The sequence below is a fragment of the Shewanella waksmanii genome, from assembly GCF_043643685.1.
Classification (GTDB): domain Bacteria; phylum Pseudomonadota; class Gammaproteobacteria; order Enterobacterales; family Shewanellaceae; genus Shewanella; species Shewanella waksmanii_A.
This window is the reverse complement of record NZ_JBHZSN010000008.1, coordinates 1-16,356: the sequence shown is the minus strand read 5'-3', so window position 1 is coordinate 16,356 and position 16,356 is coordinate 1. Positions and strand designations below refer to the sequence as shown.

Below are 16,356 nucleotides of genomic sequence, written 5' to 3'. Positions count from 1 at the left end.
GGTCCTTTAATGCAGCAACAGTTTAGAAGTAAAGTGTTTCGACCGTATCACCAGCAACGATAATTTCGCACTTGTCTGCACTTGATGATTTACTGGCTTGAATTGCACCTGCAATCGCACCAAATGCACCGCCTTGATTGCCTAAGACTGAACCAAAATAGCAGGCGCTTTTAATATGAATATCTTGATATTTAGCGTTGAAATTCTGTGTTGGTGTATAAGGGGGAAAGCGGCCTTGCATCAAGGTGTCGCCATTGACTGTAAGTTTTAACTCATTTTTCTTTTCATCATATTGTCCGCCAAACTTAATGGTTTTTCCCTCAATTTCGACGGTTTTTTCTTGGGCAACCCGTGGTGGTGTTGCGGCACAAGCAGTGAGAAGCGTGGCGGCAGCCACAAAAGAGGCAACGACTGGTAAGCGCATGATATATTCCTTTATTTTGCGTTTGAAGCCGCAGATTATAAACAGCTAAGCCATTTATTGAATCAGATAAAAGTACTAGTTTTGATAAAAAATGCCAACTAAAGCATGACTTTAGTTGGCATTAAATGACTTCACTATTAGCGAATGACTGTTAGGTACCCGTCAAGGTTACATTAAAGCCAGCTCTTGATTGGTTACCTTTTGGCGTAACCACTTCGATGCCAACAGTACTGGTCTTGCTTGGTTCGCCACTGCTTCCCGGATCGATGTCATTGACCACGGTGAATCCGGTTGTGTTACCACCTGCGCGTGTTGCATTAGGCACTGTAAAGGGGGTGAAGATTAAAGTTCCAGTGCTTGCAGTAACTGATAAGCTAGAGTCAGCTGGCATTATCTGCCTCGCACTATCAAAGAACTGTACGGTAAAGCTTGAACTAGTGCCTGGATCAATGGCAGCAGGTGCTAGATTGATACCTTGGGTGGTATCAATAATCAACGTACCGTCCTGCCATACGATAAAGTCAGCATGGGAACCTGACATGGTCATGACTAAGGCTTTACGTATGTAAGTCTTATTTGCTTGTCCTGTGCCACATAAACTGCCCTCGCACTGCGGGCCGTTAAATAGACCGTCGGCAGTTTGATAGCTATTGGCTCCTGAGGCATTGAAATACTTCTCTCCGGCGCTAAATTGACCTGATTCATCATCATCCCTAAAGGCATCAGGTAGGTCACTAAAGCCACCTTCACGGTAGGTTTCAACATCCATACCGTTACCGGTACACGCAATGTAACCGCCGTTTGCATCTAAACATGCCGCAATTGCCGCACCATCGGCGTCGTCGAAGATGTTATTACCATTGGTATCAAAAAAGGTTTCATGACCAAGGGCGTAAGCTAACACGGTAATACGATGATCGCTGACCCTTGGGTCCGCTGAAGTCCATTCTACGCTGCAACGGCCATTAACCGTTAAACAGCTTGGTACGATTTGACCACCTTCAGCGGTAAAGTTGATGGTGGTGTCATCAGGAGCGGGGTTACCAAAGCTGTCTGATGCATAAGCCGTTAAGGTGGCGACTTCACCGTTATAGGCATCAGCTTCAGGGTTTAAGATGCTACTACTTAAACTAAAGCCAAGTTGCTGAGGTAGGCCAGTATTGACGGTCAATTGCTCAGACTGGCTGGTGATGGTATCACCGGTGTCCGCATCGGTAGCTGAAGCAACCACACGTACAGGAGTGGGTACTGTTCCTGCTAACACGCGTATACTTGCTAATCCGGCAGAGTTAGTTAGTCCGGTTGCCGTTGCATTGCCATTGGAAAAACTTAAACCTCCTACCACAGTATCGAGTTCAAAATTGACCTCTTGCTGCGCAGCTGGTTGACCATTTGCGCTGGTAACCATGAAGGTGACTAGCGATGATTCGCTGCTACCAGTACCACCGGCACCTTTAATACGGATATGAGTGGGTTCGGCAGAGACAAAACTCAGGCTCGCCAAGGTTTGACGTGACAAAGTAAACGGTAGTGTCGCTGATAAGGTTTGGTTACCGACTTGGGTATTGGCAACAATGATATCGTCGCGCTCACTATTACCGCTACAACTGGTGTCCTGGAAAGTGGAGTTTGCGGTGCCAGAAAGTGAGGTGACAGGTGTGTCAATCGTCGCATTATTACTGGCAATACAATCTGAGGTAAAACTCACTGAGGTTGGAGTTTGAAGACGCGTGATGCTGCCATCTTGGGCTTGGCTGATAATGTCGGCAAACACGCCAAAGCTGCCACCGGCACTGATAATATACTTACCATCTGAGGCGCTTAAAGTTGTACCTAATACGCCTTCAACAAATTGGTTTTCAGTATCAAAATGACCAATTTTTATCTCACCGTCATCGCCAATAGCATCGCTTGGAAGCACTTCGTACAAACTATTTGATTGATAGTTTGAGCCGCTATAGTCAACGGTAGCATTTAAGCTGGCTGCGCCAAGTTCACTTTCAACAGCCGTGTAGCTGACCTGAGCTAACCCCTGGGCATTGGTGAGCGTGCTACTTGGTGTAAGTGAAGCATTACCCGCGCTAAAAGTGACCTGCTGATTAGCAATACCTGCGTTTTCTGCATCAACAAATAGTGCTTGAAGTTGTACGGTCTCGCCGACTTTAAATTGAGTTACAGCAACGCCGTTGCTCATCACTGCGGCAGTTAGCTTTGGTTGTTTTTCGGGGGCGGTACCGTTACTTAGGTATTCAAAGTTTCTACTGACATTGAGGGTAGCGATATCGGTATTGCTTGGAGTATAGCTGGCGCTTACTGTACCGGCACCAATTGTTGCTGCTTCGTCACTTAAAATAACTTCAGCGACACCTGCGCTGTCGGTTAATTTAGTGGTAGGACTTAATTGCCCTAAGGTAGTACTGAAACTGATTAAAGCGCCGCTTTGGTTGCTGCCGTTATTTTTTAAGGTAGCGGCAACACAGATACTGGTACCTTGGGGGAAACTTATTGCGTCGGTGGGCTCAGCACATTGGCCATCGACCACGGTTTTATAGCTTAGACTTAATGTGTAGTTGTCATCGCCATCTCCGCCACCGGGATCTGTGCCATCGGCTGAGCCATTACAGCCAGATAAGACCAATAGGGTGATGAGTGAAAGGTGCAAAAAAAGCGCTTTAGTTATCAGTCGCATATGCAACATCCTTGTGAAACTAAAAAAAGGAGTCGGTGGGCTCGCAATCATTCCGCGAGCCAATCATTATTTTGATGTCTCGGCGAGTAAGTATTTTACTAACTCTGTTGCCGATTTTGACACTGCATCAGGCTTTTTCTCAAGCTCTTTTTTACTTTGTCTAACGAGCTGACGCAGTTTTTGGCGTTCTAAGTGTGGGTGGGCTTCAATTAATGCTTGAATTGCACTGTCGCCTTGTTCAAGTAATTGATCTTTGAGTTTTTCCGCTACATTTTGTTTGGAGCTCTCATTACGATTTTGGTTGAGGACATTTTTTAAGTCGGCCTGTAGCTGCTCAATGTCAACACCACGCATCAATTTGCCGATGTATTGAATATGGCGGCGGTGGGCTTCAGTATTGATTTTGATGGTTTTTGCCTTCATCAAGTTGTCATAAATCAACTCATCTAATTCAAGTTTCTTTATTTGGCTCTTGCTCAGGCTAACGAGCTGTTTACCTAAATCTTGGTAAATGGCTATCTCGCGTTTTACATCTGCGCGGCTGACGTAATCTTCGTCATGGTCAAAAGGTTGTTTAAAGTGCTCGGAGTCGCCAACAATATTCATATTCTAAATCTCTAACAATAACTGTATTAATAATATCATTTTGTCAGAAATTCGCCTAACTGCCTGAGGGTTAAATTTCAACATGCCTTAATAGCCTGTTGTTGCGGCTGCGTGTTTTACTGCCAGTTATTTAATGTGATCCCGTGGCGGGTTTGTTATGCTAATGCCATCGTTGGTTAGCTACAGAGTAAGTTTGTGTCTTCAGATAACATTGAGCAGGAATTAGGTGCGTTAAAGGATGCGGTATCTATTGCGTTAGAACACGCCGCTAAATTGGGTACCACTGGTGCGGAAGTCGCGATTAGTAAGCAGCAAGGTTTGTCGGTTTCAACTCGATTAAAGGAAGTAGAAACTGTTGAGTTCAATAAGGATGGAGCGCTAGGCATTACCCTTTTTCGTGGTAACTGCAAAGGTAGCTCATCGACATCCGATTTAAGTCCAGATGCTATCGCCAGAGCCGTTAAAGCCGCCGATGATATCGCCAAATTTACGTCAGAAGATAGCTATAACGGCCTGGCTGATGCTGATTTGATGGCCACGGACATTAAAGATCTTGATCTTTATCATCCACAATCGTTATCGCCGGCAGAGCTTGAGTCTTTAGCCGTGCAAGCCGAAACTGCCGCACTGGATAGTGATTCACGCATTACTAACTCTGATGGCGCGAGTGCGAACGCTCACGTCGCTATGAAAGTCTATGGCAATAGTCATGGGTTTCTTAATGGCTACGCGAGCTCGCGTTATAGTTTGAGCTGTGTGGTGATTGGTGAACAAGATGGCCAAATGCAGCGCGACTATGATTATAGTGTTGCTCGTAAATTTTCAGATCTATGGACGCCACAACGTGTTGGCGAGAAGGCTGCAGAGAAAACACTATCACGTTTAGGCGGCCGTAAAATCGCCACCACTCAATTACCTGTCTTGTTAGCGCCAGATATAGCAACCGGATTAATGGGACATCTGGTTGGTGCTATCAGCGGCAGTAGTTTGTACCGCAAGTCGAGTTTTTTACAAGACTCGCTGCATAGCCAAATTTTCCCTGATTGGTTTACCATTGCTGAGCAGCCGCATTTACTTGGTGGGTTGGCAAGTACCTATTACGATAGTGAAGGTGTGGCGACTCAAGATCGCAACATTATTGACCAGGGCATATTAAGTAGCTACTTATTAACAAGTTACTCTGCCCGTAAACTCAACATGACCAATACCGGTCATGCTGGTGGTATTTATAACTGGACCTTAAGTGACACAGGCCAAAGTTTTGCTGAATTGATTAAGCAGATGGGAACAGGCTTAATCGTGACAGAAGTGATGGGGCAAGGAGTCAATGCGGTAACAGGAGATTATTCTCGTGGAGCGGCAGGTTTTTACGTTGAAAGTGGCGTGATTCAATACCCGGTTGAAGAGATCACGATTGCCGGTAACTTGAAAGATATGTATCGCAACATGGTTGCTGTGAGTCACGACAGAGATTTACGCTCATCGATTCGTACTGGTGGTATTTTGCTAGAAAGCATGAAAATTGCGGGTAGCTAAGACTAAGTTAACTAAAAAAGCGAGCATTAAGCTCGCTTTTTTATTGCTGCTACTCCAATCAGTAGCAAGACTAAGTGGCCCGTTGAGGCGGTCGCTGCGCTAATTTGAGTATATTCATAACATTGGTTGCAGCTAATAGCTGTTTTCAGGCTGGTAGCCTTGCTCAATTTGTTGCCAAAACAGCATGAGTTCTGTGGCTAATTTGGGGTTGGCTAAGATACTAACGTGGTCGTTATTATAGCCCCTTATTCTGTATGCCTGCGCTTGTGCATCAAAGGCCAGTTGGCTGCTTAAGTTGATCACGCCATCACTGCTTTGTTTGTTAAGGACACCTGAAACTTTGTAGCCAAAATTAAGTAGGTGAGGCGGGGTGTTAGTTACGTTAAATAACTCAGATACCAGCTCACTTTCAGGTACTAAATCATGCCAAGCGGGAATGGCTACAGGTGCATAGTCAACACCGTATTGGGCAGACTCTACGCCAGCAAAGGGGGATGAAATTGAGGCGAAACTGATCATATCCACGCAGCTATTATTGGCGTTGCAAAGGTTGAGGTAACTCTTGCCGACCAAACCACCTAAGCTATGAGCCACAATGTGGGCTTGGGAAAAGTCGTATTTAGCGTTAATGATGTTGATTAAGTTATCTAGCCCTTTAGCAACCATTAAGACAGGCAAGCCGCTGGGGTAATTGAAAATCCAAATTTGGTATTTACTCTGATCTAGATTGGCAATTAATGGTTCGAAATCTACACCACTTCCTCCCATACCATGAACAAATACCACAGGGATTTTGTTGGCATCATAGGGCGCTGTGAAAAAAAGCCCAGTATTACCTTGTTCAATATGGCTGATTGGCTGCCACATGCCCATTTTGGCATGCTGGCGATTAAATATTGGATCCGCAAGCGTAATAACTTCATCAAATCTTGCTTGGGATATTTTCATATTGGTGATGGTTTGTAGTGGCTTGTCGACGAGTTGCTGTGGATAGTCTTGTGCGGTGTTGTTCAGTGTCAGTGTTAATGACTGGCTAGCGTCATGATTGGGTAATTTTAACCATTCGTATTGTTCGTTAGGTTGGAATCGAAGATCATGGTTTTCATCAATAAATACAAATAAAAACTGGCTATCTATATAGGCTTGTAATTGGATATCTTCGTCGCCTAGCATGACATCGAAACCATCGATTTCTTTCGCATCTGGGTGCTTGAGTAATACCAGCACAATTGGCGCGTTTGACGGGGAGTTTTCGATGTGAACATCGTACTGCGCATATTGACTCTGTAATACGTCCAGCTCTTGTTTGAGAGTCACAAACTGACTACAACCTGCAACGAGAATGGCTGCTAACATCATTAATATTCTGCAATTCCAGTGCATTGAACTGTGTCCTTTTAGTTAGGTTAGCAACGAAGGCATAACCACCACCATATCGCTAAGTATCTGCTAAGTATAGTAATGTTTAACCTACAGTTTAATTATCACTCATTTGGAGCTGACGCCATAATTCTGCGTTTATCACAAATTTCCATACTCATCGAATAATAATGCTTGCATATACGTTATAACGCATATATGATTTTTCGCATATTTATGGTGAGATGTTATTCGTTTGCGTTTAGGGGGAGTCTATTTATGCCTATAACTGTTTATAAAGCGTTAGCGGACGAGACGCGATTGAAAGCCTTATTGATGATTAAAGCTGAGCAAGCACTGTGTGTATGTGAGCTGATGACCGCATTGGGTGAAGTGCAACCTAAGGTCTCTCGGCATTTGGCACAATTGAAAAAAGCTAATTTGCTCGTTGACCGCCGTCAAGGGCAGTGGGTGTTTTACTATTTGAACCCAGCAATGCCAACTTGGGTTGCGAAGGTGCTTGATCAGACTTATACAGCCAATCAAGCGTTGATTAATGACCCGTTAGCTCGACTAAGTGCAATGGGTGATAGACCACAGCGAACTCGGGTTTGTTGCGATATTTAAGTGTTAAATGTGACGGGGGAATAAAATGGGGTTATTTGAACGGTATTTAACGGTCTGGGTAGGGCTAGCGATTGTTGCTGGTGTGGTACTGGGTAATCTAGCACCAGAGCCTTTTGCATATATTGCCCAGTGGCAATATGCGCAAGTGAATTTTGTTATTGCGATTTTGATTTGGGTGATGATTTACCCAATGATGGTGCAGATTGATTTCTCTTCTGTCAAAGATGTCGGTAAAAGTCCAAAAGGGTTAGTGCTCACCGTGGTGATCAACTGGCTAATTAAACCCTTTACTATGGCGTTATTGGGCTGGTTATTCTTCCGAGGGTTCTTCGCTGATTGGGTCGACCCTCAAACCGCGACAGAGTACATTGCCGGGATGATTCTATTGGGCGTTGCTCCATGTACGGCAATGGTGTTTGTTTGGAGTCAATTAACCAAAGGCAATGCTAACTATACCTTAGTGCAAGTGTCAGTTAATGACTTAATCATGGTTGTTGCTTTTGCACCGATTTGTGCTTTGCTGTTGGGTGTGAGTGATATACAAGTACCGTGGGAAACCTTGCTATTGTCGGTTTTGTTGTACGTCGTATTCCCGCTAGTCGCAGGTGTGTTAACCCGTAAGCATTTGAATAAGCAGCATGATGAGCAAAAAATTGCTCAGTTCATCGCGAAATTAAAGCCTTGGTCTATGGTAGGACTCATTGCTACAGTGTTGTTGCTATTTGGCTTCCAAGCTCAAACGATTCTAGCTCAGCCTCAGCATATATTACTGATATCCATCCCCTTGTTGATTCAAACTTACGGGATCTTTTTCATCGCTTATTATGCCGCAAGAAAGCTGCGACTAAGCCATGACATTGCCGCGCCAGCCTGTATGATTTCTACATCAAACTTTTTTGAGTTGGCGGTAGCCGTGGCGATTTCATTGTTTGGTTTGCACTCAGGTGCAGCTTTGGCAACCGTGGTTGGTGTGTTGGTTGAGGTGCCAGTGATGTTGTCTTTGGTGGCGTTTGTCAATCGTCGACGTGAAAAGTATCAGCAACAAATACAGTAAAGCCTTGCGTGATGGCGCACGGTGGTTATATCAAACTTAATTAGGGTGACAGCATGACAATTAAAGTTGGGATTAACGGTTTTGGCCGCATGGGACGTTTAGCGCTGCGCGCAGCTTGGCAGTGGCAGGACGTTGAGTTTGTGCAAATTAATGATCCTGCGGGTGAGGCGGCAACATTAGCACATCTGCTGTGTTTCGATTCAGTGCACGGGACTTGGGACCAGCAAGTTAGTGCCGATGATACCGGGATTATTATTGGCGCTAAGCACATTAAAACCACAACCAATAGCCGTATTGAAGACACGGATTGGTCAGGTTGCGATGTCGTGATTGAAGCATCTGGCAAAATGAAAACCAAAGCCAAACTGCAAGCCTATCTAGATCAAGGTGTGAAGCGTGTTGTTGTCACTGCGCCAGTAAAAGAGCCTGGCGTACTCAATGTGGTTATGGGGGTTAACCATCATCTATATGATAAGAGCCAACACCCGATTGTGACGGCGGCTTCTTGTACCACCAACTGCTTGGCACCTGTGGTAAAAGTGATTCATGAAAATGTTGGTATTAAGCATGGCTCGATGACGACCATTCACGACATCACTAATACACAAACTATTTTAGATGCGCCCCACAAAGATTTGCGCCGCGCACGTGCATGTGGACAGTCTTTAATCCCAACCACAACAGGCTCGGCAACCGCGATAACCCATATTTTCCCTGAGCTAAAAGGCAAGCTAAATGGTCATGCTGTACGAGTGCCTTTGGCCAATGCGTCAATTACCGATTGCGTATTTGAATTAGAGCGAGATGTCACAGAGGTCGAAATCAACGCCATGTTGAAGCAGGCGGCTGATAACGAATTGGCTGGCATTTTAGGCTATGAAGAACGACCACTGGTATCGGTTGATTACAAAACCGATCCGCGCTCGGCCATTGTTGATGCTTTGTCTACCATGGTGGTTAATGGCTCTCAGCTTAAACTATACGTTTGGTATGACAATGAGTGGGGTTACGCCAACCGTGCAGCAGAGCTTGCTCGCTTGGTCGGTTCGTTAGATAAAGCCTAACTGATACTAAGGAATAACATGTTAGCCAGTCTTCAATCTTTGCCGACTCAAGTTAGGCAGTACATGCTAGTGACGGCAAATTACTGGGCGTTTACCTTAACTGATGGTGCGTTGAGAATGTTAGTAGTTCTCTACTTCCATCAATTGGGATACAGCCCTCTGGCAATCGCCATGTTATTTCTGTTTTATGAGTTCTTTGGTGTGGTGACTAATTTGTTTGGTGGCTATTTAGGCGCTCGTTTTGGTCTTAATCGCACCATGAACATTGGTTTGGGGTTACAAATTCTCGCTTTGTTGATGTTGCTTGTTCCCACTGAGTGGCTAACCATTGCATGGGTGATGGTGGCGCAAGCGTTGTCGGGTATTGCTAAAGATCTCAATAAGATGAGTGCTAAGAGCAGTATTAAAGCGTTGGTCGCTAAAGGCGCTGAAGGCACACTTTATAAGTATATTGCTCTACTTACCGGCTCTAAGAATACCTTAAAAGGCGTGGGTTTCTTCTTAGGTGGTGTGCTATTGGCACTGTTTGGGTTTCATGGTGCCGTGCTATTGATGGCACTCGGGTTAACCTTAGTTTGGTGTGTGAGCTTAATTAAACTAAAACAGGACCTAGGCAAAGCATCAACCAAACCTAAGTTTAAGCAGATCTTCTCTAAAAGTCGCAATATCAATATTTTGTCAGCGGCGCGGATGTGCCTGTTTAGTGCACGAGATGTGTGGTTCGTGGTGGCATTGCCAGTCTATCTTGCTAGTCAGTTTGGTTGGGATCATTATTGGGTTGGCGGCTTTTTAGCAACATGGGTGATTGCATATGGTGTGGTGCAAAGCTTAGCGCCAAAAATCACCGGCAGTCAGCAAGTTGATGGCGCGACTGCACCTGGTGGGCGTGCGGCATTATTTTGGGCATTTCTACTCACCTTAGTCCCCATCGGCATAGCCATGGCAATGAGTACTCTTGCTGAGCCACAGTGGTGGCTTATCATTGGCTTGATTGTTTTTGGTGTGGTGTTTGCGATTAATTCATCGTTACATAGCTATCTGATAGTCAGCTATGCCAGTGATGATGGCGTGTCTTTAGATGTTGGCTTTTATTATATGGCTAATGCGATGGGGCGTCTCATTGGTACCATATTATCGGGTTGGATCTATCAAAGCGCAGGCCTAGTCGCTTGCTTATGGGTTGCGGCTGGCTTACTAGTTGTGACCACTGTGATTAGTTATTATCTACCGGATCGTTCCCCTTCACATTAACTCGCTTGGTAGTAGCTAGGCAGTGTAGCTTAGCTCGGCCAACATTCCTTGCGTTTACCTTGGGTGGGCAAACCTGGCCTGTCCAAGGTGACGTACTTAAATCTTTATCGCAGTGGTTTATGCAAAAGTAAACTCATGTAGGCCATCAGCGTAAGCGGTTTAGCCGCAGCTAATTTCCTGTTGATGTTGAGTAAAATGAGGTCTGACAGCAGCTTTTGCCCCTTTCCATTCCCTTACAATTCGTTGTACTCTGGCTTAGCAATCAATAAATAGTGGCGCAGATCACAAATAGTTAGCAAGAATAATAACGAGGTTTGAATGGAAGGTATTACTGAAATTGTCAGTATGATCAATGGGTTTGTCTGGGGCACACCCATGTTAATCATGATCTTAGGCGTCGGTTTATTTTTATCGGTTGGGCTGCGGTTAATGCCTATCGTTAAATTAGGTACGGGTTTCAAGCTGCTTTGGTCTGGGCGTATTCCAGATAAAGATAAGCAGATGAAAGGTGAGATCAGCCCCTTTAACGCGTTGATGACATCCCTATCTGCAACCATTGGTACCGGTAATATTGCTGGGGTTGCTACCGCTATCTTTATCGGTGGACCGGGTGCATTGTTTTGGATGTGGTGTACTGCCCTCGTGGGGATGGCTACCAAGTTTTCTGAAGCTGTACTTGCGGTTAAGTATCGTGAGGTGGACGACAATGGTAATCACATCGGTGGGCCGATGTATTACATTAAAAACGGTTTAGGCAGCAAATGGGCTTGGCTAGGTACCGCGTTTGCGTTATTTGGTTCATTTGCAGGTTTTGGTATTGGTAACACAGTACAGTCAAATTCTGTTGCTGATGCGCTGCAGAGTAACTTTGGTGTCCCTGACTATGTTACCGGTATCGTATTAATGGTGTTAGTGGGTGCTGTATTGATGGGCGGCATTAAGCGTATCGCCGATGTTGCCGGTAAACTTGTGCCACTGATGACAGTTTTTTATATCGCTGCGGGTATTGCGGTATTGGTTGTTCATGCTTCTGAAATTCCAGATGCCATAGCCCTGATTGTACATAGTGCATTTAACCCTGTTGCCGCACAGGGCGGATTTGCTGGGGCTGCGGTGTGGGCTGCAATTCGTTTTGGTGTTGCTCGCGGGGTATTTTCAAACGAAGCAGGCCTTGGTAGCGCACCTATTGCTCACGCATCGGCGCAAACCAATAACCCTGTTGCGCAAGGTTTAGTTGCAATGCTTGGCACCTTTATTGATACCTTAGTGGTGTGTACTATCACCGGTTTGGCAATTATTGTGTCTGGTGCATGGACGTCGGGCGAAAATGGTGCAGCGTTGACCTCTTTTGCTTTCTCCCATGCATTTCCTATTGGCAATTATATCGTCGCAATTGCCTTGGCTGTGTTTGCGTTTACCACCATTTTGGGCTGGAGTGTATACAGCGAGAAATGCGTCCAGTACTTATTGGGTGTCAAGGCAGTTAAACCGTTTAGGGTGATTTGGATACTGGTGGTGCCATTAGGGGCAATTAGCTCATTGGATTTCATTTGGTTATTAGCCGATACCCTTAACGCGATGATGGCGATACCTAACCTTATTGCACTTGCGCTATTGAGCCCGGTGGTGTTTGGCTTAACCCGTGAGTATTTTCTCAAGAAGCGTGAAGAAGATGCAGCGTTAAAAGCGAAATAGTGTTTTATTACGATTAGATAACTAAAAAGCGCCGTTTAGGCGCTTTTTTATTGGCGAAGATGGGAGGGGAAATTAATAAAAGTCACCACCCATAGCGCGTTTAAGTTCTGCTTCTTCAAGCAGCTCTTCAAGGCGCTTTTTAACTTCGCGGCGATGTTTGAGATCATCTAACGCTTGCGCATTTTTAGGTGCGGTCATCGCTTCAATTTCTACATCATTTGGCACAACATCTAAAATTTGAGTCATGGTGAACTCCTCGCAAGTGAGTACTTGTTGGCACTCTTTGCTTTGTGCCGTTAAGTACGATGAGCTGGGGGCCATAGTTGGCGTTCAACTCACATTGTTAATATCCGAAAAGCGCTAATAAAGTAATACAGTTCAGTGAATTAGCTTAAACATTAGTAAGCGCTGATGTGAAAGATACCAAGCCATCGAAAAGAAAAATGCGATCGAGCTAACAATATTCTGATCTATGAAAAATACTGGTTTGACCAGTTTTGGAGCGAGATTGTTCTGAAATATCTATATGTATATATTGCAGTTTTTAAATATAGGGGAAACAGAGTTATTGCTACATGAGCAATAACTCAATTAGAGGAAGATCACAAATCAAAACTATAGCTGTATCCAAGGACAAGCTTAGGATCGTCATCGGCTAAATCTGTGTCACCAACCAAGAAAGAGATGGTGCCAAAATCGGTATCCTTAGCGAGAGAGATTGAATAATCAGAGTAGTTTTCTGTGTCGTACCAAGCTGTTATAACATCACCTCGCGAGTACCCATAATGGCCGTTAAGTGACAAGGTGTCTGAAAGTGGAATGGATACATCGACGGTAAAATACCCCATGTCGGTGTTGCTTAGTGGTTCAGTGGCAACATCATCCCCAGCATTAACTAAATGTGAGTAGCTTACACTGAGCCATTTGTAGCTTAGCCCAAGCGATACTTCACCAAGATCGATACTGCCATCGCTATCTGGGTATGCGTAATAGAGATAATAAACATCATAGCCAAAGTCTTCGCCTAGTGTGCCGGCAAAACCAGCATATAAATCAAGTTCGAAGGTTGTGCTATCAGAGAAGTCGACATTTGAGGCCCAGCCACCGACATAGAAACCACTGTCATGTTCATAATCAATGCCCCCTTGTACAGCAACTGAGTCATCGGTTTGGCTCACCCCGCGCCATAAGTAGTTTGAAGTTGCACCGATATTGCCGCTTACTGCGGCACTGGCAGGTAGACTGAGAAGCATAGTACTCGCGATTAGAGTCAATGTTGACACTGCTTGTTTCATATTCATTCCTTCATCATGATTTTAGTTATTACTTCCACTATAGGTGTTTTTTTAGGAAGTGCTAAAATTAATGCGACGAATGTGCCAAATTTTGAAGTCAATAAAATCAGCAGCTTATAAATAGATGATGCGATTGCGGGCGTGTTTTGGTTTAAAAAAGAGCAGTGACGCTCTATTTTGGTGCAAATTTGAACAGTTTGTGGGAACAAAAAAGCCCCCATAAAGGAGGCTTTTATTAGTGATAACGTTATGTAGGTCTAGTTAACGCTATCTTTCAGTGCTTTACCAGCTTTGAATTTAGGTACAGTTGCTGCTGGAATTTGAATTTCTTTACCCGTCTGTGGATTACGGCCAGTACGAGCTGCACGTTCAGTTGTTTCAAAAGAGCCAAAGCCAACGATAGAAATCTTATCACCGTCTTTCATTGCTTGTGCTACTGTCTCTTCGAAAGACTTCAGTGCACGTGCAGCTTCTGCTTTAGTGAGTTCAGCATTTTCAGCCATTTTTGCAACAAGTTCAGTTTTATTCATTTGAATATTCTCTTCTTTCCGTAGATTTTCTTAGCAATTCTAGTAACGCTGAGACCTAACATGCCATAAGGTGAATCAATTGGAAAGAGCTTAAGGCTGAATAAAATGCTAAAAATCCTAAAAATGACGGATTATTCATCATCAAGCAGGCTATATAGCAGTTGTTTTACTATATGAGGCTCAAATGGCTTGTCACAAAGGGCATTGACGCCAGCTTGAGAAACATTGCTCAAGTGAGCATCATTGGCTTCTGATGACACCATTAAAATGGGTATATGTGATTGTTGGCTGTGTTTACGAATAAACTCAGTGAGTGCCAAACCATCTGCATTTGGCATGTTGTAATCAGTGATCACCAAGTCATACATGTTGTTTTGCAGTAACTCGATAGCTTCAGCACCGTCATTGGCTTCTGTGATGAGCTTTAGCCCCAAGTTAGTAATGGTGCGACGAATGATATTTCTTGCCATCTTACTGTCGTCGACCACCAGTACTCGTAAGTTGTGCACATCAAAATGAGCCAGATCGAGTTCATCTTGGCTGAGTAAATCTATGGTGGCATTAAGGGCTTTGCCTAAGTGTTCAGTGGTAAATGGCTTGGGCAAGATGGCAACCACCCCAGACTGGCGATAAACCTCCAAGTGCTCACGACGACACTCACTTGAGACCAACATAAATTGGATCTCTTGCAAAGACTCGTTGCTTTTAATGCTGTTGAGTAGATCTATGGCCGTTCCATCGGCAAAGTGCATCGCGCTTGCCACCAAATCAGGTTGGTGACGGGCAATGATCTCACTGGCCTGGGTAATGCTGCTCGCGGTTTGGATCTGGCTAATGCCTTCATGCTGCAGGCGGCTAGCAATAATTTTCCGTTGAGTATCTGACGGTTCGACGAGCAATATCGACAGCTCACTGGGGAGCAAAGTATTCATAGTCGCTAATCTCTAATGATTTATTGTTATTATTGGCGGTTATATACGCCGGTTTTTATAGTCTTGTTTGCTTATGTTAACCGATTGATTGTTCGGAATTTAGGTAACTCTTTGTTGATTTAGAAAAAGCTGTAAATAGTTGAAATCCGAGTAGCAAGATTGCCGTAATTGCAATTAGCGGAATCGGAATGAGCTCGCCATTGACTACGACTTTTACATCTTCAGGGGTGATTTGATAGGCAATAATAGCTGTGGTTGCTAGGGCGGCTAGTCCAAGTGTTTGAATGGCGATATACACCTTCAAGACCACTGTGGTCCACTTTGCTTTTAAAAAAATGCCAATTAGTACTGGAATGACACCTAGGCTAAATAAATCCATAGATAAGGTATCTACTGCTCGCCAAATTGCGACAATAGCCAAAAGAGAATAAAGCAAAATTAATACGAGTAAAGGTAACGGTGGTCTAGTCATAGCAAGCTTTTAGCAATCAATTTTTGTGCGAGTGTAGAAAAAACCTCCTTCATAGTCCATCTATTTAGTGTTTGTGCTTGATAATCCTGACTCAATATATTGGTCATCCTTGCTAAGATGGTTACAATGCGCGTTGGTGTTGTAGATAGAGTAGCGTATGACTGAAGCAGAATTTTGGCAGTTGGTGACGCGCCGAAGCCCCGAGCAAGATCAGCAAAGTTTATCAGAGCAGTTGCATGATAAGTTGCTGACACTAACTGATGAGCAGCTGGCAGCGTTTGATAAACATTTTTCATTTCAAATGCGACGCTGTTATTTATGGTCTTTATGGGGCGCTGCATATGTTGTGACTGGTTGCGATTCAGAGTATGAGTTTGCAGAGTTTCGTTGTTTTGTGATCTCTTTAGGTCAAACTTGGTTCGAGCGGGTGATAGACAACCCTGATGAATTAGGCTTGCTTGAAGGCTGGCCAGAAAAAGATGGCTATGCCTATCCGTTTGTTGATGAGTATGACTTGGTTGCTGGGAAAATATATGAAGATAGAACCGGTGAGGAGTTGCCATTTGTTCCGTCAGGCCAAGCTAATCCACAAGGTAAAAAGTTTAACCACAAGAAAAAGCACTTGAAACTGGCTTATCCGCAACTATGTGCCAGGTTCCCGTTTTAATGAATAATGCCGTTTTAGTGAACAGGGCCGTGTCTGGCAAATAAAAAAGCGGGCCAAGCCCGCTTTTTTTAATCTATATGACCCGTCCTAAATAACGTTGACACTTTTCAAACCTTTTTTGGAGAGTGTTATGAAATCAACAGTTAAGCGAACTC

The 16,356-nt window shown here is 44.3% G+C and carries 16 protein-coding genes; 7 read left to right on the top strand and 9 right to left on the bottom strand.

What is annotated here, in order from left to right:
• Window positions 1–22: 22 nt before the first annotated feature.
• The 3 genes from ACHUFW_RS13275 to yjgA form a co-directional block, all read right to left on the bottom strand.
• Window positions 23–424 (bottom strand): hypothetical protein, encoded by a 402-nt coding sequence (locus tag ACHUFW_RS13275; RefSeq protein ID WP_394203768.1) that lies wholly within the window; start codon window positions 422–424, stop codon window positions 23–25.
• Between the two features lie 151 nt (window positions 425–575).
• Window positions 576–3,113, bottom strand: a complete 2,538-nt coding sequence (locus ACHUFW_RS13270; RefSeq protein ID WP_394203766.1) for an Ig-like domain-containing protein — start codon at window positions 3,111–3,113, stop codon at window positions 576–578.
• Between the two features lie 66 nt (window positions 3,114–3,179).
• A complete protein-coding gene (gene yjgA, locus ACHUFW_RS13265; protein WP_394203764.1) occupies window positions 3,180–3,719 on the bottom strand; it encodes a ribosome biogenesis factor YjgA in 540 nt (179 codons plus the stop codon).
• A gap of 195 nt (window positions 3,720–3,914) precedes the next feature.
• On the opposite strand from yjgA, the gene pmbA reads away from it, so the two are divergent.
• On the top strand, window positions 3,915–5,255 hold the full coding sequence (gene pmbA, locus ACHUFW_RS13260; protein ID WP_394203762.1) for a metalloprotease PmbA: 1,341 nt from the start codon (window positions 3,915–3,917) through the stop codon (window positions 5,253–5,255).
• 132 nt (window positions 5,256–5,387) lie between these two features.
• Here pmbA and ACHUFW_RS13255 read toward each other — a convergent pair whose 3' ends face one another.
• Window positions 5,388–6,614, bottom strand: a complete 1,227-nt coding sequence (locus ACHUFW_RS13255) for a lipase family alpha/beta hydrolase (RefSeq protein ID WP_394203760.1) — start codon at window positions 6,612–6,614, stop codon at window positions 5,388–5,390.
• A gap of 279 nt (window positions 6,615–6,893) precedes the next feature.
• On the opposite strand from ACHUFW_RS13255, the gene ACHUFW_RS13250 reads away from it, so the two are divergent.
• From ACHUFW_RS13250 to ACHUFW_RS13230, 5 genes are all read left to right on the top strand, one after another.
• The gene (locus tag ACHUFW_RS13250; RefSeq protein ID WP_394203758.1) at window positions 6,894–7,241 is read left to right on the top strand and encodes a metalloregulator ArsR/SmtB family transcription factor; all 348 of its coding nucleotides are present in this window, start codon (window positions 6,894–6,896) and stop codon (window positions 7,239–7,241) included.
• Between the two features lie 25 nt (window positions 7,242–7,266).
• A complete protein-coding gene (gene arsB, locus ACHUFW_RS13245) occupies window positions 7,267–8,295 on the top strand; it encodes an ACR3 family arsenite efflux transporter (RefSeq protein ID WP_394203756.1) in 1,029 nt (342 codons plus the stop codon).
• A 53-nt stretch (window positions 8,296–8,348) separates the two neighbouring features.
• Window positions 8,349–9,359, top strand: coding sequence for an ArsJ-associated glyceraldehyde-3-phosphate dehydrogenase (locus ACHUFW_RS13240; protein ID WP_394203754.1), 1,011 nt, complete (start codon window positions 8,349–8,351; stop codon window positions 9,357–9,359).
• A gap of 18 nt (window positions 9,360–9,377) precedes the next feature.
• Window positions 9,378–10,610 (top strand): organoarsenical effux MFS transporter ArsJ, encoded by a 1,233-nt coding sequence (arsJ, locus tag ACHUFW_RS13235; protein WP_394203752.1) that lies wholly within the window; start codon window positions 9,378–9,380, stop codon window positions 10,608–10,610.
• Window positions 10,611–10,928: 318 nt separating this feature from the next.
• On the top strand, window positions 10,929–12,305 hold the full coding sequence (locus ACHUFW_RS13230; protein ID WP_394203750.1) for an alanine/glycine:cation symporter family protein: 1,377 nt from the start codon (window positions 10,929–10,931) through the stop codon (window positions 12,303–12,305).
• 72 nt (window positions 12,306–12,377) lie between these two features.
• Here the strand turns inward: ACHUFW_RS13230 and ACHUFW_RS13225 are convergent, their stop codons facing one another.
• The 5 genes from ACHUFW_RS13225 to ACHUFW_RS13205 form a co-directional block, all read right to left on the bottom strand.
• On the bottom strand, window positions 12,378–12,551 hold the full coding sequence (locus tag ACHUFW_RS13225; protein ID WP_169732713.1) for a hypothetical protein: 174 nt from the start codon (window positions 12,549–12,551) through the stop codon (window positions 12,378–12,380).
• A 356-nt stretch (window positions 12,552–12,907) separates the two neighbouring features.
• Window positions 12,908–13,600, bottom strand: a complete 693-nt coding sequence (locus ACHUFW_RS13220) for a TorF family putative porin (protein ID WP_394203748.1) — start codon at window positions 13,598–13,600, stop codon at window positions 12,908–12,910.
• 257 nt (window positions 13,601–13,857) lie between these two features.
• Window positions 13,858–14,130, bottom strand: a complete 273-nt coding sequence (locus ACHUFW_RS13215; protein WP_028775027.1) for an HU family DNA-binding protein — start codon at window positions 14,128–14,130, stop codon at window positions 13,858–13,860.
• Window positions 14,131–14,261: 131 nt separating this feature from the next.
• Window positions 14,262–15,062 carry a response regulator gene (locus ACHUFW_RS13210; RefSeq protein WP_394203745.1) on the bottom strand — a complete coding sequence of 267 codons (801 nt, stop codon included), beginning with the start codon at window positions 15,060–15,062 and terminating at the stop codon, window positions 14,262–14,264.
• 76 nt (window positions 15,063–15,138) lie between these two features.
• Window positions 15,139–15,534: a hypothetical protein gene (locus tag ACHUFW_RS13205; RefSeq protein WP_394203743.1), complete on the bottom strand. Its 396-nt coding sequence runs from the start codon at window positions 15,532–15,534 to the stop codon at window positions 15,139–15,141.
• Window positions 15,535–15,691: 157 nt separating this feature from the next.
• On the opposite strand from ACHUFW_RS13205, the gene ACHUFW_RS13200 reads away from it, so the two are divergent.
• Entirely contained in the window at window positions 15,692–16,201 is a 510-nt protein-coding gene (locus ACHUFW_RS13200; RefSeq protein ID WP_394203741.1) for a DUF4240 domain-containing protein, read from the top strand.
• Window positions 16,202–16,356 lie beyond the last annotated feature (155 nt).

Excerpts from the sequence above, each read along its gene's own strand:
- ACHUFW_RS13200 (WP_394203741.1), top strand. The coding sequence starts at position 15,692 with ATGACTGAAGCAGAATTTTGGCAGTTGGTGACGCGCCGAAGCCCCGAG.
- ACHUFW_RS13225 (WP_169732713.1), bottom strand. The coding sequence starts at position 12,551 with ATGACTCAAATTTTAGATGTTGTGCCAAATGATGTAGAAATTGAAGCG.
- yjgA (WP_394203764.1), bottom strand. The coding sequence starts at position 3,719 with ATGAATATTGTTGGCGACTCCGAGCACTTTAAACAACCTTTTGACCAT.
- ACHUFW_RS13270 (WP_394203766.1), bottom strand. The coding sequence starts at position 3,113 with ATGCGACTGATAACTAAAGCGCTTTTTTTGCACCTTTCACTCATCACC.
- arsJ (WP_394203752.1), top strand. The coding sequence starts at position 9,378 with ATGTTAGCCAGTCTTCAATCTTTGCCGACTCAAGTTAGGCAGTACATG.
- ACHUFW_RS13205 (WP_394203743.1), bottom strand. The coding sequence starts at position 15,534 with ATGACTAGACCACCGTTACCTTTACTCGTATTAATTTTGCTTTATTCT.
- ACHUFW_RS13250 (WP_394203758.1), top strand. The coding sequence starts at position 6,894 with ATGCCTATAACTGTTTATAAAGCGTTAGCGGACGAGACGCGATTGAAA.
- ACHUFW_RS13210 (WP_394203745.1), bottom strand. The coding sequence starts at position 15,062 with ATGAATACTTTGCTCCCCAGTGAGCTGTCGATATTGCTCGTCGAACCG.
- ACHUFW_RS13255 (WP_394203760.1), bottom strand. The coding sequence starts at position 6,614 with ATGATGTTAGCAGCCATTCTCGTTGCAGGTTGTAGTCAGTTTGTGACT.
- ACHUFW_RS13275 (WP_394203768.1), bottom strand. The coding sequence starts at position 424 with ATGCGCTTACCAGTCGTTGCCTCTTTTGTGGCTGCCGCCACGCTTCTC.
- ACHUFW_RS13230 (WP_394203750.1), top strand. The coding sequence starts at position 10,929 with ATGGAAGGTATTACTGAAATTGTCAGTATGATCAATGGGTTTGTCTGG.
- ACHUFW_RS13220 (WP_394203748.1), bottom strand. The coding sequence starts at position 13,600 with ATGAAACAAGCAGTGTCAACATTGACTCTAATCGCGAGTACTATGCTT.
- ACHUFW_RS13215 (WP_028775027.1), bottom strand. The coding sequence starts at position 14,130 with ATGAATAAAACTGAACTTGTTGCAAAAATGGCTGAAAATGCTGAACTC.
- arsB (WP_394203756.1), top strand. The coding sequence starts at position 7,267 with ATGGGGTTATTTGAACGGTATTTAACGGTCTGGGTAGGGCTAGCGATT.
- ACHUFW_RS13240 (WP_394203754.1), top strand. The coding sequence starts at position 8,349 with ATGACAATTAAAGTTGGGATTAACGGTTTTGGCCGCATGGGACGTTTA.